The sequence below is a fragment of the Oceanobacillus halophilus genome, from assembly GCF_003628505.1.
GTDB lineage: Bacteria > Bacillota > Bacilli > Bacillales > Amphibacillaceae > Oceanobacillus > Oceanobacillus halophilus.
The window spans coordinates 14,832-34,895 of record NZ_RBZP01000014.1 but is presented as its reverse complement, the minus strand read 5'-3'; the positions used below and the strand labels follow the sequence as shown (position 1 = coordinate 34,895).

At 35.3% G+C, this 20,064-nt stretch carries 19 protein-coding genes; 6 read left to right on the top strand and 13 right to left on the bottom strand.

Going from position 1 to position 20,064, the window contains the following annotated elements; translation table 11 throughout:
• Positions 1-55: 55 nt before the first annotated feature.
• From D8M06_RS14445 to D8M06_RS14415, 6 genes are all read right to left on the bottom strand, one after another.
• The gene (locus tag D8M06_RS14445) at positions 56-3,025 is read right to left on the bottom strand and encodes an ATP-binding protein (RefSeq protein ID WP_121205130.1); all 2,970 of its coding nucleotides are present in this window, start codon (positions 3,023-3,025) and stop codon (positions 56-58) included.
• A gap of 5 nt (positions 3,026-3,030) precedes the next feature.
• A complete protein-coding gene (locus D8M06_RS14440; protein ID WP_241558962.1) occupies positions 3,031-4,254 on the bottom strand; it encodes a metallophosphoesterase family protein in 1,224 nt (407 codons plus the stop codon).
• Positions 4,255-4,424: 170 nt separating this feature from the next.
• Positions 4,425-5,678, bottom strand: coding sequence for an ABC transporter permease (locus D8M06_RS14435; RefSeq protein WP_121205125.1), 1,254 nt, complete (start codon positions 5,676-5,678; stop codon positions 4,425-4,427).
• The gene (locus D8M06_RS14430) at positions 5,671-6,570 is read right to left on the bottom strand and encodes an ABC transporter ATP-binding protein (protein WP_121205123.1); all 900 of its coding nucleotides are present in this window, start codon (positions 6,568-6,570) and stop codon (positions 5,671-5,673) included. The genes D8M06_RS14435 and D8M06_RS14430 overlap by 8 nt, the downstream gene beginning before the upstream one ends.
• A gap of 736 nt (positions 6,571-7,306) precedes the next feature.
• Positions 7,307-7,621, bottom strand: a complete 315-nt coding sequence (locus tag D8M06_RS14420; protein WP_158591796.1) for a DUF2178 domain-containing protein — start codon at positions 7,619-7,621, stop codon at positions 7,307-7,309.
• Positions 7,614-7,823 carry a helix-turn-helix transcriptional regulator gene (locus tag D8M06_RS14415; RefSeq protein WP_121205117.1) on the bottom strand — a complete coding sequence of 70 codons (210 nt, stop codon included), beginning with the start codon at positions 7,821-7,823 and terminating at the stop codon, positions 7,614-7,616. Before D8M06_RS14415 ends, D8M06_RS14420 begins: the two co-directional genes overlap by 8 nt.
• A 173-nt stretch (positions 7,824-7,996) precedes the next feature.
• Between D8M06_RS14415 and D8M06_RS14410 the strand changes: the two genes are divergently transcribed.
• Positions 7,997-8,182, top strand: a complete 186-nt coding sequence (locus D8M06_RS14410) for a YhzD family protein (protein ID WP_121205115.1) — start codon at positions 7,997-7,999, stop codon at positions 8,180-8,182.
• An 810-nt stretch (positions 8,183-8,992) separates the two neighbouring features.
• Here the strand turns inward: D8M06_RS14410 and D8M06_RS14400 are convergent.
• Positions 8,993-9,352 carry a YlbF/YmcA family competence regulator gene (locus tag D8M06_RS14400; RefSeq protein WP_121205110.1) on the bottom strand — a complete coding sequence of 120 codons (360 nt, stop codon included), beginning with the start codon at positions 9,350-9,352 and terminating at the stop codon, positions 8,993-8,995.
• 204 nt (positions 9,353-9,556) lie between these two features.
• On the opposite strand from D8M06_RS14400, the gene D8M06_RS14395 reads away from it, so the two are divergent.
• The 3 genes from D8M06_RS14395 to D8M06_RS19870 all read left to right on the top strand — a co-directional run bounded on the left by D8M06_RS14395 (position 9,557) and on the right by D8M06_RS19870 (position 11,976).
• Positions 9,557-10,435 carry a PucR family transcriptional regulator gene (locus D8M06_RS14395; RefSeq protein WP_121205108.1) on the top strand — a complete coding sequence of 293 codons (879 nt, stop codon included), beginning with the start codon at positions 9,557-9,559 and terminating at the stop codon, positions 10,433-10,435.
• Positions 10,436-10,523: 88 nt separating this feature from the next.
• Positions 10,524-11,621 carry an ABC transporter ATP-binding protein gene (locus tag D8M06_RS14390; protein WP_121205107.1) on the top strand — a complete coding sequence of 366 codons (1,098 nt, stop codon included), beginning with the start codon at positions 10,524-10,526 and terminating at the stop codon, positions 11,619-11,621.
• Between the two features lie 205 nt (positions 11,622-11,826).
• On the top strand, positions 11,827-11,976 hold the full coding sequence (locus D8M06_RS19870) for a hypothetical protein (protein ID WP_158591795.1): 150 nt from the start codon (positions 11,827-11,829) through the stop codon (positions 11,974-11,976).
• A gap of 60 nt (positions 11,977-12,036) precedes the next feature.
• On the opposite strand, the gene D8M06_RS14385 is transcribed toward D8M06_RS19870, so the two are convergent.
• The gene (locus D8M06_RS14385) at positions 12,037-12,240 is read right to left on the bottom strand and encodes an alpha/beta-type small acid-soluble spore protein (protein WP_121205106.1); all 204 of its coding nucleotides are present in this window, start codon (positions 12,238-12,240) and stop codon (positions 12,037-12,039) included.
• A 183-nt stretch (positions 12,241-12,423) separates the two neighbouring features.
• A complete protein-coding gene (gene fumC / locus D8M06_RS14380) occupies positions 12,424-13,809 on the bottom strand; it encodes a class II fumarate hydratase (RefSeq protein WP_121205105.1) in 1,386 nt (461 codons plus the stop codon).
• 237 nt (positions 13,810-14,046) lie between these two features.
• Between fumC and D8M06_RS14375 the strand changes: the two genes are divergently transcribed.
• On the top strand, positions 14,047-14,961 hold the full coding sequence (locus D8M06_RS14375) for a zinc dependent phospholipase C family protein (RefSeq protein ID WP_121205104.1): 915 nt from the start codon (positions 14,047-14,049) through the stop codon (positions 14,959-14,961).
• Between the two features lie 32 nt (positions 14,962-14,993).
• Here the strand turns inward: D8M06_RS14375 and D8M06_RS14370 are convergent, their stop codons facing one another.
• A complete protein-coding gene (locus D8M06_RS14370) occupies positions 14,994-16,280 on the bottom strand; it encodes an MFS transporter (RefSeq protein ID WP_121205103.1) in 1,287 nt (428 codons plus the stop codon).
• Positions 16,281-17,217: 937 nt separating this feature from the next.
• Entirely contained in the window at positions 17,218-17,451 is a 234-nt protein-coding gene (locus tag D8M06_RS14360) for a hypothetical protein (protein WP_121205102.1), read from the bottom strand.
• A gap of 274 nt (positions 17,452-17,725) precedes the next feature.
• Between D8M06_RS14360 and D8M06_RS14355 the strand changes: the two genes are divergently transcribed.
• Positions 17,726-18,598 (top strand): cation diffusion facilitator family transporter, encoded by an 873-nt coding sequence (locus D8M06_RS14355; protein ID WP_121205101.1) that lies wholly within the window; start codon positions 17,726-17,728, stop codon positions 18,596-18,598.
• 316 nt (positions 18,599-18,914) lie between these two features.
• On the opposite strand, the gene D8M06_RS14350 is transcribed toward D8M06_RS14355, so the two are convergent.
• Together D8M06_RS14350 and D8M06_RS14345 are read right to left on the bottom strand one after the other, a co-directional pair.
• Entirely contained in the window at positions 18,915-19,211 is a 297-nt protein-coding gene (locus D8M06_RS14350) for an AzlD domain-containing protein (RefSeq protein ID WP_121205100.1), read from the bottom strand.
• On the bottom strand, positions 19,208-19,951 hold the full coding sequence (locus D8M06_RS14345) for an AzlC family ABC transporter permease (RefSeq protein WP_121205099.1): 744 nt from the start codon (positions 19,949-19,951) through the stop codon (positions 19,208-19,210). The genes D8M06_RS14350 and D8M06_RS14345 overlap by 4 nt, the downstream gene beginning before the upstream one ends.
• Between the last annotated feature and the right edge of the window lie 113 nt (positions 19,952-20,064).

Genomic DNA, 20,064 nt, shown 5'->3' with positions numbered 1-20,064 from the left:
AATTTTTAATTTATGCGAATGGATTCTATCATAGTTATCATAATAACCAAAAACTCTAAGTTTTAACTTCTTTTGGAACCATACTTTGTAAATATATTTTTTCAAAATCTTTTATGGAATCAATAATTTCTTTCTTACAAGTAAAGAGAATAATTTGCTGATACGTTGAAATATCTTCGATTATTTTTATGATACGCTTTGTTCTTATTATATCAAAGTGTAAAAAAGCATCATCTATCATAAAAGGTAATCTATGTTTTTCACTCATTGTTTGACTAATAGCCAGTCTTAAAGATACATACAATTGATCAATTGTCCCTTTTGATAGTTCATTTACCGCGTATCGTATACCATTATCTGTCTCGACTTGAAAAGTTCTGTTTTCCATAGGTGCATATACTTGAAGGTATTTATTTCCTGTTAATTGCTTAAAGTAAAAAGAAGTCTTTTCTATTATTTGCGATAAATAATTTTCTCTATAAGCTCTTTTGGTCTCTGTTAGAAGCTCTTTTGCTGTTTTTATTATTGTCCATTCTCTAGCAAACTTATTTAATTGCTCTTGTTCCATTTCAAACTGATGCAGACAATTTGAATACGATTCAGATGATTCCATCATTTGAAGTTCCGCTTGTGTCGAAGCTAGCTGCTCTCTCTCCCTCTCTATGGTTTTCTCCGTATTTTCTATAGTCTCTTCCGAAGTGTCCTTTGCCAGAATTAGAGTATTTTCATCCGCCATTTCTTTCAAGAACTTTTTCCATGTCCCATCTGGAAATAAACGTTCTAACTGGATGATCACTTTTTCTGCATTTCGCTTTAATTCGGACCTTTCTATTAATAACTTCCCTTTTTGGTAAAAATCTTCTTCTGTTTCAACCTGTGCTATTTCAAATAATGCTTTCATTTCCTTTTTATAAGTTGATATTTTATGATTTAGTTCTTGCTGTGCTTGTTTGTTCTCCTTCATCAATTCTTGGTATTTTGACTCATCTCTAATTAGCTCTTCCTGTCTGTAAAGTATATCGTCTAAGTACTTGATTTGCTGTTCAAACTGGTTAGAACTATCTAACTGGTTATCTTCAAAAAACTGATTGAACTGTTGTTTATATTGGTTCATTTGTTTCATCATCTTATCTTTCTCATAAAGATGATGTTGAAAATTTTTATAATTCGATATTAATTGTTTCATTGCATGAAAGAATTCAGGCCAATAAGTAATTTCTACACGTTGTAAAAATGGATAACTCTCATACTGCGCATCTAAATGTTTAGTATTTATATGCTTTCTCTGACTAATAATCTTTTTCTTTTCTGTTATATTTAACCTCTTAATTTCATTGTCTTTCAGTTTATCCTTTATATTCTCCAATTCATTCATTCGGTTTTTATGCCGTAATAACCGGCGTTCCGCTTCCTGCTTTTCTTCTTTAGATATTTCCTGCATTTCGCTTGCGTATTGGTCGCTTTCCATCATTATTTCCATTTCTTTAAGAGAATTTTTGCCAAGGAACCATTGTCCGATTCCCAGAACTAATAAGAGCACCGTAATACTATATATCCAGGATCGATCTAGAACAACCGCAGAGCCCCCTGATATCACAGCAAATAATATAGCGACCATCAAAAAAAGCATTATATTTTTATGCTTTTTTTCCTTTTTAAATTTCCAACTTTTACGATTTTGTTCTATTTGTTCTTGCATATTTTGAAGTAATTGAAACTTATAGTGTTTATTTACCTTCTCATTCAACCTGTGAAATTCTTCTTCTGGTAATAGTTGGTCTTCTATCTCTTCTAACTGATTGTAGAGATAGTTTCTTTCTTGTTTTAACCGGTTTTCTTCGACAGAAACATGCTCTATTTCGTTGGTTATTTGTTCTGTCTCATTTTTTAACTGTATCCACGTTTTCTCTAAGTGAAAAGGAAACGATAATTCAGCTAATTCTTCAATACTTAAACCAATACTTAAACGGTTTATTTCAGCTTCTACTTCCAATCGGCTTTTAGTGATATTGTTTTCTATTCTTTCCAATTCTTTCTTATTATTATGGTATTCCTGTTTCTTTAACTGAAGCTCCTTAGCTTTATTTATAGTATATTCGTCTACTTTGTCTGCTTGAATTTCCTCTATTTTCTGCTTATATTTTTGTTCATTATCTTTTAATATCGCTAATTCACTCTGTAATGGCAGTAAAGCAGATTTTAATGTCTCGAGTCGCTCATTACCATTTTCAGGGAATGACATATTAACTTTTTTTTCATCTAATTGCGACTGTATATAATGATAGTCATGAAGTACTGGCAAAGCTTGCAACTGTTTTTCGATATTCATGAGGTTCCTTTTCTCTGTTTGCAGTAATGCTTGCAGTTCATCTAATTTGTTTTTCGTAGCTGCTTCTTTCATTATCTTTTCCCTATATGTAGCCTCTTTTGCCTTATAATCCTGTAATGAATTAAATCTTTCATTCAGATTCTCCAGTTGTTGGTTGATAACTGGCTTTTTTCCATAAGGTTTAAACAATTCACCCATTCGATTATCTAACTGTTTCTCAAGTTTATATATTTCTGTTGATCCTGCTAATCCGATACCCAGAAGAACTTCCCCTAGGTCATCTTCTTTCATATCAGTAATGCCGGCCAAATCAAGTGCGGAAAAGGAAAAAATAGATTGATATGTTTGTGCCGTCATCCCTTTCAATCGTTCTGTCAACCAAGATTCCTTATGCTGATTTCCATCGGGGGTATACACGATGGCGTCCCCATTTTTCACTCTGTCTGAACGTTCAATAGTGAAATCACCTTTGATTGAGTCATAAATACTTAACCTACCACCCATTTGTCCCCCATTTTTCGGACGGTAAAACTCTCTTTGTTTAGGCGGGAGACCGAATAGCATAAATAAGATGAATTTCTGAATAGTTGATTTACCAGCTTCATTTTCTCCATAGATACAAACACCCTTTGAAAAATCGATACGATAATCCATCCATTTTCCAAAGCCATACACATAAGCTTGCGTAATTCTCATTCTTTTCACCCCTTTAATAGTTCATTTAGTAACAAGTTTTTTGCTTCTTCCTTAATCGATTGCTCTTCTGTCGTGGAGAGTGGATCTAAATACTTACGTGCCTGCTTATGGTGAAATAATTCATTTACGTATGGCTGAATGCTTGCATCTTCTACTTGTCGAATAAGTTCTCCTATAAAGTGTTCCCCTTTTTCAAGGTCCAAACTGCTGATATCCGCTCGTACCTCTGTGGTTACGCGAAAAATATATTTCCAATTATCTTGAGAACTTGTCGTCTCATTTATTAATTCAATAATTTCATCAAGCTGTTTATTCGCTTCCCATTCTTTTAAGTCATGCTGATTACTTGTTAAATAAAGGTCTATTAGATAATGGTAAGTATCACTTATATTCTGGAATGTTTGCTGTATCTTAGTCTCTAATTGATGTAGATTCGTTAAATCCGAAACATCCATATGTACAGGAGTAATGATGACCTTTTGCAGTGGTATAAAAGTCAATTCTGTTTGATTCTCCCTCAACACTACATGAAAACAGCCCTTTTCTCCTGTTTCTTTTCGATTACGGCCTTGAGTATTTCCTGGGTATACAATTGCTGGATTCTCTTTTAAAATTTCTCGCTTATGTATATGACCTAATGCCCAGTAATGGAATAGTTCTTTTTGTAAATCTGACAATTGAAACGGAGCATACACATCGTGATCTGAATTGGTTCGGATACTTCCATGAAGCATTGCAATATGAAACGGAACTTCTGTATCAGATATATGAAATTCTTTAGCTTTCTCTTCATGTACCGCTCGATTCTCATAGCTAAACCCATAGATTTTAGCCAGTGCTTGCTGATCTTTTACAAATGTAAAATTAGTTACCTTTTCATCAGGGAATATAAAGACATTATCAGGATAATTCACTGGGTAAATATTCCCATTGATAAAATCATGATTTCCATAGGATGCATACACCTTAATGTCGTGATTGTTCAACTCCTCAAAAGCTTTCCTTAGACGAATCTGTGCTTTTAAGCTTTGCTTTTCATTATCAAATAAATCTCCTGAAATAAGAATAAAATCTACTTTCCTTTGAATGGCAGTAGAAACTAGATTATCCAGTGCATGAAAGGTGCTCTCTCTAATCTCTTTAAAAATATGTTCGGGTGTATGTGCTAGCCCTTTGAATGGACTGTCTAAATGCAAATCTGCAGCATGTATAAAGGAAATTTCCTTCATCACCTTGATTGACACCTTCTTTCCTTTTCTATCTAATATAGTTTTATTCTAGCAAACAGAGAATAAGAATGCACGTTCTGCTATTAGTTAGGTATTTATTTCAGCATGAATGTTAATATTTTAACTTTCCTGTACAAAGAAAAAAGCCGCAAATTATTGCGACTAGTAACCTAAGAATCTCTTTTTGATAACGATATTGCTTTTTTGAAATCCTTCCACGCACTGGATTTACCGTACATTAAAACGCCACCTTTATAGACTTTTGCACCTATCACACCGAGTAATGCTATGGTTGCAAGTAAGAGCCCAATCGATAATGCGACTTCCCATGCTGGGACATCCAGCATTCCTACTCTCATAAACATAATCATCGGTGAAAAGAATGGAATAAAGGAAGTTATGTACACTAGCGATGAATTAGGTGCATTCATTCCGAATACAGCAATGAAGAATGCAATCATAATTAAAAATATCATCGGAAACATCATTTGATTGGCATCTTCCACCCTGCTTACTAAAGATCCTAACATAGCAGAAATAGTGGCATAAAGGAAATAACCTAATAAAAAGAAAAGAATAGCATAAATAAAAATAGAAATGGAGTCTCCTTGAAACCCTAGATACTCAAAAACGCCCCCAGCAAGTTCTTCCTGCTTCGATTGGATAAGAAAATACCCCACTACAACCAGCGAACCGATTTGTGTCAATCCTACTAATGCGATTCCAACTATTTTTGCAAACATATGGGTGACAGCGGAGGCACTGGAAACCAATAGTTCCATTACCCTTGATGATTTTTCATTAGCTACATCCGTCATAATCATTTGCCCATATACCATTACCGTTAAATAAAGGACAAACAGCATGATATTTACAATTCCTCTTGCCTGATTCATCTCTTCCGCAGATTTTGCCGATTCATCTAATGCAACAGCATGAAAAGAAACTGGTTCATTAATTTGAGCGAGGATAGCTTGATCAATGCCCGATTGCTGAGTAGCTATCGTTGCTTTTAACTGCTGTAATTGCTGTTCAAAGAATGTTTGATTCCCGAATTCACCTAAAGAATTGGCATAATATTCGGCCTGTGGCAATTGATTTTCATCCAAAGTAATGACCAAGAGAGCATGGTACTTATCTTCTGAAACCGCAGACTTCCCTTCTTCTTCTGACCCATCAAAAGCAACCAGTTCCAAATCATCCCTTGTGCTTTCCACACTGTTAGCTAAAGGTTCCATGAACTGATTAGAATCATCCATAACTGCAATCCTATCTGCTTCATCTCCTGAGAAAGTTTCAATGATAGATTGAATATTTACTAATCCTATAATAAATAAGAAAGAAATTGCTGTACTAATAATGAATGATTTCGATTTGATTCTTGAAAGATACGTATGTGACATAATCACCCAAAACTTACTCATAGGAAGCACCGACTTTCTCAATAAAAATATCATTTAATGATGGTTCTTCTAATTCAAATTTACGAACAAATCCTTTTCCTTGCAATTCGGAAAAGATCCGCTGTGCCACGTCTTCCCCCTGAACTTGCATTTCACAGCCCTCAGCCACTTTTTTATATCGCAACACACCAGGTATTCTCTCAAGAAACGCTAATTCCATGTCTGCATGAACAACGATGTTTTTCTTTCCAAAGGAACTTTTTATCTCACGCAATGATCCTTGTACGACAGGGGTTCCTTTATGCAGAATACATAAATGCTCACACAATTCTTCTACATGTTCCATTCGATGGGAAGAAAAAACAATAGACGTACCCTGCTGTTTCAAATCAATAACAGCTTCCTTCAGCATTTCTACATTCACTGGATCTAAACCAGAAAATGGTTCATCTAAAATTAATAATTTTGGTTTATGAATAACCGCTGAGATAAACTGAATTTTTTGCTGATTCCCTTTGGATAATTCCTCTACCCGTTTCGCCATATATTCAGGAACTTTAAAACGCTCTAGCCATTGCTCGAGTTCTTTTATAATTTCCTGCTTATGCATCCCACGGAGGCGTCCTAAATAAACAATTTGTTCCTTTACCGTCAATTTGGGATAAAGCCCTCTTTCTTCAGGAAGGTAACCGATTAAATGGCTTTTATCATAATTAATCGGCTCTCCATTCCAGGTAATATCCCCTTCTGTTCTATCCAAAAGGCCTAGAATCATACGGAATGTCGTTGTTTTTCCAGCGCCATTTCCACCTAAAAAGCCAAACATTTCTTTTTCTGGTATTTCCAATGATAAGTGATCTACCGCTGTAGCCTTTCCATAGCGTTTAGTGACTTGATTTAACAATAATGTCATTTCCCGTGCTCCCTTATTAGACTAATTTATCTTTTTCTTTTTCCAATAGGCTCTCTTCTAAAAGATTGTTGCCTTTTTAACATGACTTTACCTTACATTTTGTATAGAGTCCTGATATCTTTAATTCAGAATACTGCTCTGTCTCCGCTACGGAAATACACTACGCGCACCTTAGGGGAGCTGGTGAGCCTCCTCCGTGCTGAAAAGCCTGTGCGCCTGCGTCTTCCAGTGATGCTTTGAAGCGGGTTTCCTCGGCGCAAGGGAGCAGGGATGGATATTCAAGTAGTTCCCTCACTACGTAGTCTCACCGATGCTCTTCTTCCCGCAGGACAAGGAACGCTTCGGCAGCAAAACATCGCACGCAGAAAAAAGTGGTCTTCTTTTTTCAAGGAGTCTCCGTGTATTTCCTCCGCTATGTTCCTGCTCTACTTGATTTTATCTGGAAAAATTTATTTTTACGAGGAATAACTATCCCAATACGTAGCCTCCTCGCGGAAAGACCAGAACTACGCCTGCGTCTACTAGTCATAAGTGTAAGCAAGAGCTACACTATTCTAAATTAAATAAATAAGGAATTTCTATCAACTGATAACTTCAAAAAGTAACAAACTATATGAAAAGAGACTTCCGATAGATAAGAATGACTTTATCAATCATTGAATAGAGTGTAAATATCTTTCCATTATATTTACTATAATTTTACATACGGATTAAGTTAGTTATTAGTTTCAATCTTTTATTCTTTGTTCAAAAAATACATATTGGTGATTGCCGCTGTCATATTATGAAGAACTAGGAGTGCAGTCAGCAAAAAGAAACTGAAAGAAATGCCGTCAAAAATGATAACGATTACCCATGCAATCATATAAATGACAATCATTGCGTCCCAGGATCTTGCTTTTGCTCGATTGGTTTGCTGCTGATAGCGTTCATCAAATAGATGCTTTTTCTTTCCAATTCGCCAATTAATGAAAAATACTATCAATAACACAATTCCTGCACCAATTACCCCTGACAGACCATAAAGCGTATTTAACAAAGACTCACTCAATATTCTCATCTCCCTCAAATATAAATAATTCCTCAATGGTACATCCAAAAGTCTGGGCAAGTTTATGAGCCAACACCAAAGAAGGTTTATACTTACCCTTTTCTAGTGAAATTACCGTTTGTCGTGATACTTTCAGTTTTTTCGATAATTCTTCCTGTGTAATATTCATTTCTGTCCTTTTTTCTTTGATTAAAGTTTTCATCTTTATTCCGCCTTCAGGTTAAGTGTTAAGTCAACTTAACGTAAAGTATACTTTACTTAGATGGCGTTGTCAAGTTCACTTTACAATCAAACTAATTTCCTTTTCATCTATATTGATTTATAATAATATTTAGAATATAAGATGTTTTTTTATTTTAACTAGGAGGGATTAATATGAAAAACTACATAATAACGGTATTCGATAAAACTGGGGAAAAATTATTAGATGAGACATTTCAAGCCAAGGATAATAATGAAGCTAAAACACTTGGGCAGCAACTACTAGATGAAAAAGGATACAGTGAACACACCCACCGCTGCGTCTCACCTGAAGCAAAATTAGTATTATTTCATCGTTAAAATAATTTTCCAAAAGATACAATTCTTTAGTATGTTTGCTTTTATAGTTTATTTCGGATTTTGTATAGAGTCCTGATATCTTTAATTCAGAATACTGCTCTGTCTTCGCTACGGAAATACACTTCGCTTTCCGCGGGGAGCTGGTGAGCCTCCTCCGTGCTGACGCACTACGTAGTCTCACCGATGCTCTTCTTCCCGCAGGAGTCTCCGTGTATTTCCTCCGCTTAGTTCCTGCTCTACTTAAATTTTACTAGAAAAATTCTGTATTCTAGGAGGACCAACTACCCTAAACGTAAAATTATGAAGTATAGCTTTAAAAATATCTAGTGCATGTAATATAGCGGAGGCAGAATACGGAGACTCCTCCAAAATGAAAAGCACATTTTCTTCGTGCGATGCTTCGCTGACGTAGTCTTCCTTGTCCTGCGGGAAAAGCACGAGTCTGAAGACCCCGCAGCGAGGGAACTCCTTGATTAAGCTTCTTTGGCCCTTGCGCCGAGGAAGCCTACTTCAAAGCATTACTAGTAGAGGCAGGCGCAGTATGTTTTTTCCGCGAGGAGGCTGAAGCCGTGCCCGCGAACCGCAAGTATTCTGCTGGAGCGAATGCCAGTAGAAAACATTCATTAGTGTAAGCGAGAGATAACTATTCTGAATTAAATAAATCAGGAGTTTCTATCAACTACTACATAATTCAAAATTCTCTTTTAGGATTGGACTTTGTACTATATTATTGCAGGAATTCATTTCAATAAAACTTGATAACAAAAAACGACTTCATTGCATTTCAATGTGCAATGAAGTCGTTTTTTGTTATTGTTGCGGGCTATTTGGGTCACCATAAAGTTCTTCTAATGGCTTAGTAATAATACGGCTTATATCATTAATTAATAGATTTAAGCGTTGCTCTTCTTCCATTAATTTAGAAATATCAGCATGTTGTTGAACTTGTTCTACAACGGCACGAGCTTTTTCTACTTCCTCTTCCGTAATATCTTGTCCTTGCATCTGTTTTTCTTGTAATTGCATTTGTGTATCGCGGAAGCTTTCGAACATTTCTTTTGCCTGAGGATTATTCATAACCGCTTCATACGAATCCTTTAAACTATTGAACTCCTCACTTTCACGAATTGCTTTTTCTAAATCATACGCGCTATCATGTATATTAGACAAAACATGACCTCCTTCATTTATTTTCTAGTCCACTATAACAGACGTATTATTCAATGTATAGCATAACGGTATAGCTTTCACAGCTCTAATACCTACCCATCTGTGCTGTCAAAATCTATTTGCTTTATCATACATATTTAAAATTAAGAAACATGTTAGAATAAGAATTGCAATATAGCAACAAAAGAAAAGAGGATTTTTGTAATGGAGCAGTTAAAAAAAATTTTCCCATCGATGCGATATTTTGAAGAACTAGATACTTTACCACAAAATTATCGCTGGTTTATTACCCAAGAAAATAAAGTAATAGGATTCGACAATAATGAATTGACGAATAAAGACGTTGAATTGTTATCAACCTTTCTTAAACCACACAACATCCATCTCCCTCAGCCGAGTGAATTAGAACAGTTATGGAGAAAACGTATCTCTCAACCGATAGAAAAGAAGGTAAGTCCATTTCGGTTTGTGTATTTCTTGATAAAATCGGACCAGATTGATACACAACTCTTTAAAGAAGCCATTCCTAATACTTACGGTAAAGATGTTCCAATTTTATGGGAAAATGAACATGAAGGAATAATTATCGAAGAAAAACCAGCAATACCAGAGGAATCCATTTCCTATGAACAAATAATTGATGTACTAATGAGTGATTTATATGTAAATATTAGTTTTTTTGTTGGACCGTATATTGATACACTATCAGAATTAGATCAATACTACGAATCATTTGTTACGAGCAGCAACATTGCATTTACCTATTCAGACCAATCTGTTGTTACGTATATAGATGCGATATCCTACCACTTTGTTGACCAAGCGGAACAAAACTTTTTAGATAGTGTCAAACAACTGGTCTTAAAAGAATTAATTGAAGACCATGAACTTCTCCACTCTATTAAAGTATTTATTCAGAGTAATTTAAATGTAACAGTTGCTTCTAAAAAGCTACATCTGCACCGAAATAGTTTACAGTATCGATTAGACAAATTTGTTGATAAAACAGGAATTGACGTACGCCAATTTAATGAAGCAATGGCTGTTTACTTAGTCATATTGTCTATGATGCACAAAGAATAAGCGAGATATTTGTGCACCATTGCCATTAACAGAAAACGCTTTCCATACTACAATGTAGTTACCGCTTACAAATATGGAGGTAATGAAAATGGCAGAATTAAGACTAGAAAAGATTCAAAAAAGATATGATAAAGATGTAATTGCAGTAGATGATTTTAACTTAAACATAAAGGATAAAGAGTTTATTGTTTTCGTTGGTCCTTCTGGTTGTGGTAAATCAACGACATTACGTATGATTGCAGGACTTGAAGAAATCTCAGATGGCGAGTTTTATATTGATGACAAAAAAATGAATGATGTTGCTCCTAAAGACCGCGACATTGCAATGGTTTTCCAAAATTATGCATTATACCCACATATGAATGTTTACGATAACATGGCATTTGGTTTAAAACTTCGTAAATTCAGCAAAGATGATATTGATAAACGTGTAAATAATGCAGCAAAAATATTAGGTTTGGAAGCATACTTAGATCGTAAACCAAAAGCTCTATCTGGTGGTCAACGTCAGCGTGTTGCGCTTGGCCGTGCTATCGTACGTGATGCTAAAGTTTTCTTAATGGATGAACCTTTATCAAACTTAGATGCTAAATTACGTGTGCAAATGCGTGCTGAGATTCAAAAACTACATCAACGTTTGAAAACAACTACAATTTACGTAACACACGACCAAACAGAAGCAATGACAATGGCCACTCGACTTGTTGTTATGAAAGATGGTATCATCCAACAAATCGGTGCACCAAAAGATGTATACGATAATCCGGAAAATGTTTTCGTAGGTGGGTTTATTGGGTCTCCTTCCATGAACTTCTTTAGCGGAAAACTTACGGATGGTTACTTCCAAATGGGTGACATTAAAGTAAAAGTTCCAGAAGGAAAAATGAAGACATTACGTGACCAAGGATACCAAAATAAAGAAGTTACTTTAGGTGTACGTCCAGAAGATATTCATGATGAGCCAGCATTCCTAGATGCTTCACCAGAAACTAAAATTGATGCTCACATAGAAGTAGCTGAATTAATGGGTGCTGAATCCTTCCTATATTCTAAAGTAAATGGTCAAGACTTCGTTGCTCGTGTCGATTCTCGTTCTGATATCAAAGGCGGAGAAACAATTGATTTAGCATTTGACATGAATCGCTGTCATTTCTTTGATAATGATACCGAACTCCGCATTAAATAATTTTCTATAAAGCTTGAAGAGAAATGTTATTTCTCTTCAAGCTTTTTATTTACCATCAATTCTATATAATATTTCACGCACCCGAGTCTGTAATAAAACTTTCCAAAATAAACAGAATTATCACACGAATTATTTGACTGCATTTTATATTTCAATTAGTATGAATAATGTGAATTGACATTTTTTATGCTAGGAGGTGTAAAATATGAAGAAGAAACTAAGAAATATTATTGTTAGCACTGCACTTATCGTTTCTTTATCTTTTGCTTTTTCATCTGTTCAAGCTGAGGTTGAATCTGCTGCATGCTTTGCTATAGGGGGTAACTTTGGTTCTCCTATTCTTTGTGGGGTTTAATTTAAAACATAATAATAAAGAGGGAAGCCTATATAGACTTCCCTCTTAGCCATCTTTATATTATTGTGAACCACCGTTTAATTGTTGTTGAGCAGTTTGTACTAAACGTTTTGTGATTTCTCCACCTACAGAACCGTTAGCACGAGAAGTTGTGTCTGCTCCTAAATTAACACCAAACTCAGTTGCAATTTCATATTTCATTTGATCAAGAGCTTGTTGTACTCCAGGAACAACTAATTGGTTTGAGTTGTTGTTGTTAGCCATGTGATATCACCTCCTTGTGATGTTGTATTTCTATTGTCTGTCGTTAACCCAAATCTTATAACTAAAAATCACTGGTAAAATGTAGATGTGATTCCAGTAAACACATCAACAAATAAAAAGCCCATTACATCAATGTGTAATAGGCTTCCACTTAGTTTTTGTTGTACTTTTACATCTGAAATATTATTTAGGATACGTCATTTCTTCCGGTTTTACGTATTGGTCAAACTCTTCTTCTGTTAAAAGTCCTAATTTCACAGCTGTTTCTTTAAGAGTAGCATTCTCACTAAAAGCTGTTTTCGCAATCTTAGCAGCATTTTCATATCCAATATGAGGATTTAATGCTGTTACAAGCATTAGAGAATCATTTAAATTCTTCTCAATTTGCTCTTGATTTGGTTCAATTCCTTGAGCACAGCGTTCATCAAAGGAAACAATGCTATCAGCGAGCAACTGACAAGATTGTAAGAAATTATATGCTATAACAGGCTTAAATACATTTAATTCAAAGTTTCCTTGACTTGCCGCAAATCCTATAGTTGCATCATTACCCATTACCTGAGCAGCAACCATTGTTACCGCTTCGCTTTGCGTAGGATTTACCTTTCCAGGCATAATAGAGCTTCCAGGTTCATTAGCAGGAATTGTTATTTCTCCAATTCCACAGCGTGGACCACTCGCTAACCAGCGAACATCATTAGCAATCTTCATGATATCTGCAGCTAAACCTTTTAATGCACCATGGGCATATACGGATTCATCATGACTCGTTAAAGAGTGAAATTTATTCGGTGCAGAAACAAATGATTTGCCCGTATAGTCACTAATGGCTTTACAAACGCGTTCAGAAAACTCTGGATGTGCATTGAGGCCTGTACCAACTGCTGTACCACCAATTGCTAATTCCTTAATATGTTGTACACTTTCATTAATCATCATCTCTGATTTTTCCAGCATACGATGCCAGCCACTTATCTCTTGCCCTAATGTTAGTGGAGTTGCATCTTGGAGATGAGTTCGTCCAATTTTTACGATATCAGAAAACGCATCCATTTTTTCTTTTAATGTGTCCTTTAAAGTTTGAACTGCTGGAACTACATAATCTTCCAACTTTAAAACGAAGGCTATATGCATTGCCGTTGGATAAGTATCATTGGAGCTTTGTGATTTATTTACGTCGTCATTTGGGTGCAATCTAAGGTCACTGCCATTTTCAGCAAGCCATTTATTCCCTACGTGCGCAATTACTTCGTTTACATTCATATTAGACTGGGTACCACTTCCGGTTTGCCATACTACTAATGGAAAATGATCAAAAATCTTTCCTTCTATAATCTGATTTGCTGCATATTCTATTGCTTCTGCTTTCTTTTTCTCCATCAGTCCTAAATCACTATTTGCTTTTGCAGCACTTTTTTTCAAAATTGCAAATGCCTGTATAACTTCCTTTGGCATTGTTTCATTACCAATTGGAAAATTTTGTTTGCTTCTTTGTGTCTGTGCCCCCCAGTACTTATCTGCAGGTACATTCACTTCCCCTAATGTATCTCTTTCCACACGATATTCCATCCTGTTTTCCTCCCCTAATATGTAATCTTCTTCACTCCTTTATTGTAACAAATTTCATAAATAATAGAATAGAAAATAACCTTGAATCAAGGAAATCTTTTCACAATTGTCACATTCAACCGGAAGACACAAATTTGTTCATTTTATTTCACCAACTTTTAGACTTTTTCCTATATAATATATGAGTATATTATAAACCTTTGAAATTAAAGAGAAATAATAAAGGGGGATTTCACTGTGCCGAATATATGGACACATATACTTTTTAGTGAGGATGTAGTGGATGCAGTAAATCAACCGTTTCTCACTTCACATAATGAATCCTATTTAAAGTTAGGTGCACAAGGTCCAGATCCGTTTTTTTATTATAATTTTTGGCCGTGGATAAAAGAGGAACCTGTTCATCAAGTGGGAATGGATTTACATACAAAACACTGTGGCGAATTTATAATGGACCTTATAAGAGAGGCAAAAGAAAAAAGCAAATGTGTCCAAGCCTTTGTAGTGGGTTTTCTAACGCACCATATTTTAGATAGAAACACGCATCCATTCGTTCATTATTTTGCAGGATACGAGGGTAGTAATCATCAAAGACTGGAAATAATTATTGATACCTTAATGATGGATAAGTATCATCGTATTAAAACATGGAAATCTCAAGTATACAAGGAAGTAGATATTGGCAGTAAGTTGGATGAGGACATCATAAAACTTCTCCACACAACAATTAAAAAATACTACCCTAACCAAACAAGAGCATCAACTAAATATATACAAAAAGCATATAGGGATATGATACTTGCATTAAAGCTTTTATCAGACCCTCACGGCTGGAAAAATAAAATATTACGAACCTTTGTCTCACCTTATTCCCACCAGCCAATAAAAAACAATAAAGATTACTTAAATTTGAATCATGAAACCTGGTATCATTCGGCAACACAGGAACCTTTAAACGAAAGTTTTATTGATCTTTATGAAAAAAGCCGTATTGAAGCTATTGAAATTTTAACGGAGATAATTAATTACTGGAGAAGCAATGACAAAATCTCTCTACAAAAATTGCAGAAACTAATTGACAACATTTCCTATGATACTGGAAAACCATTAGCTCTTGAGTTAGAAAATAAATACTGTCAACCGATTGTATAAAAAGCGGAAATCGATATGATTTCCGCTTTTTTTCATTTGGTGTCTATTGTTCCTTTTGCTTCTTCTATTCCTTTCTCGATATCTACTCTTCTTAAAATAAGCATCCCTGCAATAAAAAATACAACAAGTGATATAATGCCATATCTACTATTACCAGTTACTTGCCCTACGAAAGCAAAAGCAAAAGGACCAATAACTGCTGCGAATTTAGATGAAATACCATAAAAACCAAAGAATTCTGCTTTTTTATTTTCGGGTACCATACTGCCAAAGATGGATCTGCTTAATGCTTGTGCCCCCCCTTGGACCATCCCAACACAAATAGCAAGAATATAAAAATGCAATGCTGAATTCATAAAATATCCAAGAATAACAATTCCTAAATAAGTAAAAAGAGTAATAAACAATGCCCTTTTAGCTGTAATCTTTGTTGCTAACCAGCCAAAGAAGAAAGTAAAAGGAATCCCTACGAACTGAGTGATTAACAATGCAACAATCAGATCATTGCTTCCAATACCAATGGAACTGCCATAGACGGTAGCCATACGAATAATCGTAGAAAGCCCATCATTGTATAGCCAGAAAGCGAATAAAAAAATTAATAATTGCTTGTAACGTTTTATATCCTTGAAGGTGTTTCCAATACGTGAAAAACCAATTGCAACATAAGATTGATCACTTTTTCCATGATTTTTCTTCTCTTCTTTTACATTTTTTATTAATGGAATGGAGAAAATTAACCACCACACACCGACTGTCACAAAGGAAATCTGTGTTGCTACGGTAGTATTAGGTAAGCCAAACCAATTAGGGTTTAAGATCATTAGTATATTAATGGCTAATAAAATTCCTCCACCTATATATCCATAGGCAAATCCACCAGATGAAACTTTGTCAATCTCATCCTTTTTTGCTATTTCAGGTAAAAAAGAATCATAAAATACATTGGCACCTGAAAAACCGATGGAACCCACTATAAATAAGATAGAAGCTAATATGTAGTCTCCTTCACCAACAAAAGCTAACAGAACACTTGCAATAATCCCCATAAACGCAAAAAACTGCAGAAATTTCTTTTTTGCTGATGTAAAGTCACTAATGGCCCCCAAGATTGGTGCTAATACTGCTACAATTAATACTGAAATTGACTGTGAGTATCCCCAATAACTAGTAGCTAAATTATCGTCCAAACCAGAAGCAGCCACTGTTGAATAATATACTGGTAACACAGCTGCCATGATGGTCGTTGCAAATGCAGAGTTCCCAAAGTCATAAAGCATCCAGCTTCGTTGAATTTTTTTCCTCTGTTTTTCCTCCATATCCCCCACTCCATTCCCTTAGAGTATAACAAATATAACCATTTATATTATGTATATTTCAGAAACTTTACAGAGATTTATTAAATGTTTATTATTTTGGGCAAAATTTTTAAGAGATTTTGCTTTATGCATATAACTTAGGACCATATAATGTATAGACTGTTAAAATCTTTAATTCAGAATAGTATTGTTCTCGCTCACACTGATGATTATTTTGTGCAGTCATTCGCTCCGGCAGAATACTTCGCTTTCCGCGGGCACGGCCTCAGCCTCCTCGCGGAAAACCACCGCTGTGGGGTCTTCGGACACGTGCTATTCCCGCAGGAGTCTCCGTATTCTGCCTCCGCTAAGATAGATGCATGAGATATTTTTGAGATGAATGTTCTTGAAATCACGTTTAAGACCATTATTATTCTTGAAAATAGCATATTTCTTGTTTATACAAGTAGAGATGACAACATAGCGAAGGAAATACACGGAGACTCCTGCGGGAAGAAGAGCATCGGTGAGACTACGAAGTGCGACAGCACGAAGGAGGCTCACCAGCTCCCCGCGGAAAGCGGAGTGTATTTCCGTAGCGGCTGTAAAGCAGAGCTCTATTCTGAATTAAATAAATCCGAAGTTTCTATCAACTGTAACATTTAAAAAGCAACTAAACCTACGAAAAGAGCCTTATTCTTTACTTGAGGCACTTGACCCCCGTTTTAGTTGGTACTAAATTACCACTACGGAAATCGTAATAGGCTACTGGTGCTAATGCAAAACTCACTAAATCAGCAGTGTTGTGAACAAACGAAACCTACTTACGACAAATAGTTTGAGTCACACATTATAAACTTCAACAATAAACAAAACTTACATTTATATTTTCACATTGCGATAATTCCAGTTATAAGCCACAAAAAGCCACACCATAATTGGTGAGGCTTTTTCTATATTACTCCCATACAAATTGCTTGTACGCATTACTAAACGAAATAAAATCATTTTTATTACCAGTTTCAATCGAATGGTTCAGCTTCTCTACAATCTTCTGTTTATTCCAGTTAAAACAAATCTCATCTAATAATAACTGGGCACTGAACTTTAATTCATAAGGGATTTCTTTTCTAGCATGAAGTTTTTCACCTTTGTAACGACAAAAACGATAGACGACCTTTTGCTTTTTCAACTGAGAACTCCCCCTTATTCTTTTATACATTATCCTAAATTTTTAGAAAAATTGCAACTAATTTAAACTGAAATAACTTTACTATTTTTTATCAATACTAATATTGCAGTTGTGTTTTTAGCCAAATGAAAAATAATTAGTTGGTGTCAATACATATAACCATAGCTTTTAATGTTTCTCTAGACCCAACAGGATTTCATTTGTTAAACTATGATAACTACATAATTGCATGTTCTTGAATTGCGGCAATGATTAAATTAGTGGAGGAAACTGAATGAGTTACTCAGAAAACTTGAAACAAGGTGAGAAAGGAGCATGGATTAGTATTATCGCATATATCCTCCTTTCTATCGCCAAACTTGTTATCGCCCAAATTGGGAATTCTGATGCATTACGAGCAGACGGATTGAATAACGCATCGGATGTAGTTGCGTCTGTAGCGGTTCTTATTGGTTTAAAGATTTCGCGGAAACCACCAGATGAAGATCACCCATATGGGCATTACCGTGTAGAAACAATAGCATCCCTCTTTGCTGCATTTATTATGATGTTTATTGGTTTACAAGTTATATTTGATACCATAAAAAAAATAATAAATGGACAAGTTTCTCACTCACCTGATTTATTAACTGCATGGACTGCTCTTGTTGCTGCTATTGTCATGTTTCTAGTCTATCGTTATAATCTAAATCTATCTAAAAAAATTGAAAGCAGCTCTTTAAACGCAGCAGCCCAAGATAACAAATCTGATGCTCTAGTTAGTATCGGTGCTTTTGTTGGTATCATTGGAGCACAATTTGGATTATTTTGGCTGGATCCTTTAGCAGCACTAGTTGTAGGAATAATCATTTGTAAAACAGCTTGGGAAATCTTCAAAGAGTCAACCTTAACTCTTACAGATGGTTTTGAGGAATCTAAATTACTAGAAATTAAAACAAGTATAGGAAAAGTAGAAGAAGTGAAAAAAGTAGTAGATGTAAAGGGACGTGTTCATGGAAACCAATCTCTTCTCGAAGTAACAGTATTAGTCAATCCCCAGTTAAATGTGGAACAAAGCCACCATATCACAGAGGATATTGAAAATTATTTATATAAAAAACACGGAATCACTCATGCTCATATTCACATTGAGCCCTATCATAAGTAGGCTGCTGGTATCGCAGCCTATTTTCTACTTGTCCAGAAAATTTCAGATCGACAAGACAGCTGGCTTATTCATAAGCAGTCTTTACATCACTAGTCGGGTGTTTTGAGCTATTATTCTATGCCTCTTTTCGTCAGTTTTGTTGCTTCTGAGATGTCTCAATTGATATATATTGCTGATGTAATTAATTAAGAATAAATATGAAAAAAGTGCGTTGTTGATTTCCGCCCCTGCCAGTCGCTTTCTGTAGTGGGGATAAATAAAGGAATTCACAGTCTATTTAAAAACAACAATCTTCTTTAGAGAAATAGCCTATTCTTTACATCGTCATTAAAAATACCGTGGCAATTGCGCCTATCACCACTAAAACAACATTTAATCCAAATGTAGCCAAAACTATAGCAACAATACCACCAACTATTCCTACCATTGGTTGGTCCGGTATAACAGTCATTATGCCTGGAAAGATAAGTGCACCTAATGCTGCGTATGGAATGGCACTTAGCCAACGATTTATCCAAGGTCGGAACTGCAACTTTTCTACAACAAAAGCAGGTATTACTCGCGGTATCATCGTCACCAGTGACATACCAATAATAATCAATAATATCGTCATTGTTTATTCTCCTTTAAAAAGTAAAGTCCACTAAAACCTCCAAGCACAGTTCCGACTACAATAGCCCACCCCGTACTCATTCCAATCCCAACACAAGCTGCATTTATTAACATAGCAACAATAGCGACAAGGCCAACTCTTAAATTCTTTTTAACAGATGGAATTAATAGCCCTATGAACATGGCATATAAAGCTATCCCCATACTTTGACTCAATTGTTCAGGTATAATATCCCCTAAAACTCCACCAAGTAGAGAACCTAGCACCCATGATAAATAAGCAATGATAATGATACCGGCATAATATAATGCTCCATGTTTTTCTTTTGCCTTATCAGGATGAAGGGCTGAAACAGCAAACGTCTCATCTGTTAATCCTAGTGTTAAAGGTATGTTCCATTTAAGCGCGATACCACGTAACTGGTTCATAAAAGAAAGGCTCATAACAAAGTGTCGAAAATTAAGTACAAATGTTGCGATAATAATCTCCACTGCACCTGCTCCAACAGCGATCATATTTGCTCCCATGAATTGTGATGCGCCTGCAAAGACCAATAAACTCATTAGTGTTAGTTCTGTTAAGGACATTCCTGCTTGTCTAGCTAATACCCCAAACGTAATCGCTATTGGTAAATAACCTAACATAATCGGAACACCAGTCAGGAGACCTTTATGAAACATATGTATTTTTTCCAAACTTCTATTTTCCTCTGCAGTCTTCACTCCTGCTTCAGTCCCCATCTAATCTCCCCCAAATTACTTTTTAAATTTAAACTATTATAACGAATTTACTGAATGAATAAAAGAGATAAACACTGGAAATTTGTCCTATTGACAAAACCTAATTAATAATT

What these genes read in the sequence shown, in the direction of transcription:
- D8M06_RS19870 (WP_158591795.1), top strand. Translation starts at nt 11,827, where the DNA reads ATGAAGAAGAAACTAAGAAATATTATTGTTAGCACTGCACTTATCGTT.
- D8M06_RS14390 (WP_121205107.1), top strand. Translation starts at nt 10,524, where the DNA reads ATGGCAGAATTAAGACTAGAAAAGATTCAAAAAAGATATGATAAAGAT.
- D8M06_RS14410 (WP_121205115.1), top strand. Translation starts at nt 7,997, where the DNA reads ATGAAAAACTACATAATAACGGTATTCGATAAAACTGGGGAAAAATTA.
- D8M06_RS14430 (WP_121205123.1), bottom strand. Translation starts at nt 6,570, where the DNA reads ATGACATTATTGTTAAATCAAGTCACTAAACGCTATGGAAAGGCTACA.
- D8M06_RS14435 (WP_121205125.1), bottom strand. Translation starts at nt 5,678, where the DNA reads ATGAGTAAGTTTTGGGTGATTATGTCACATACGTATCTTTCAAGAATC.
- D8M06_RS14345 (WP_121205099.1), bottom strand. Translation starts at nt 19,951, where the DNA reads ATGGGGACTGAAGCAGGAGTGAAGACTGCAGAGGAAAATAGAAGTTTG.
- D8M06_RS14415 (WP_121205117.1), bottom strand. Translation starts at nt 7,823, where the DNA reads ATGAAAACTTTAATCAAAGAAAAAAGGACAGAAATGAATATTACACAG.
- D8M06_RS14370 (WP_121205103.1), bottom strand. Translation starts at nt 16,280, where the DNA reads ATGGAGGAAAAACAGAGGAAAAAAATTCAACGAAGCTGGATGCTTTAT.
- D8M06_RS14385 (WP_121205106.1), bottom strand. Translation starts at nt 12,240, where the DNA reads ATGGCTAACAACAACAACTCAAACCAATTAGTTGTTCCTGGAGTACAA.
- D8M06_RS14350 (WP_121205100.1), bottom strand. Translation starts at nt 19,211, where the DNA reads ATGACGATATTATTGATTATTATTGGTATGTCACTGGTGACGATGATA.
- D8M06_RS14355 (WP_121205101.1), top strand. Translation starts at nt 17,726, where the DNA reads ATGAGTTACTCAGAAAACTTGAAACAAGGTGAGAAAGGAGCATGGATT.
- fumC (WP_121205105.1), bottom strand. Translation starts at nt 13,809, where the DNA reads ATGGAATATCGTGTGGAAAGAGATACATTAGGGGAAGTGAATGTACCT.
- D8M06_RS14440 (WP_241558962.1), bottom strand. Translation starts at nt 4,254, where the DNA reads ATGAAGGAAATTTCCTTTATACATGCTGCAGATTTGCATTTAGACAGT.
- D8M06_RS14395 (WP_121205108.1), top strand. Translation starts at nt 9,557, where the DNA reads ATGGAGCAGTTAAAAAAAATTTTCCCATCGATGCGATATTTTGAAGAA.
- D8M06_RS14445 (WP_121205130.1), bottom strand. Translation starts at nt 3,025, where the DNA reads ATGAGAATTACGCAAGCTTATGTGTATGGCTTTGGAAAATGGATGGAT.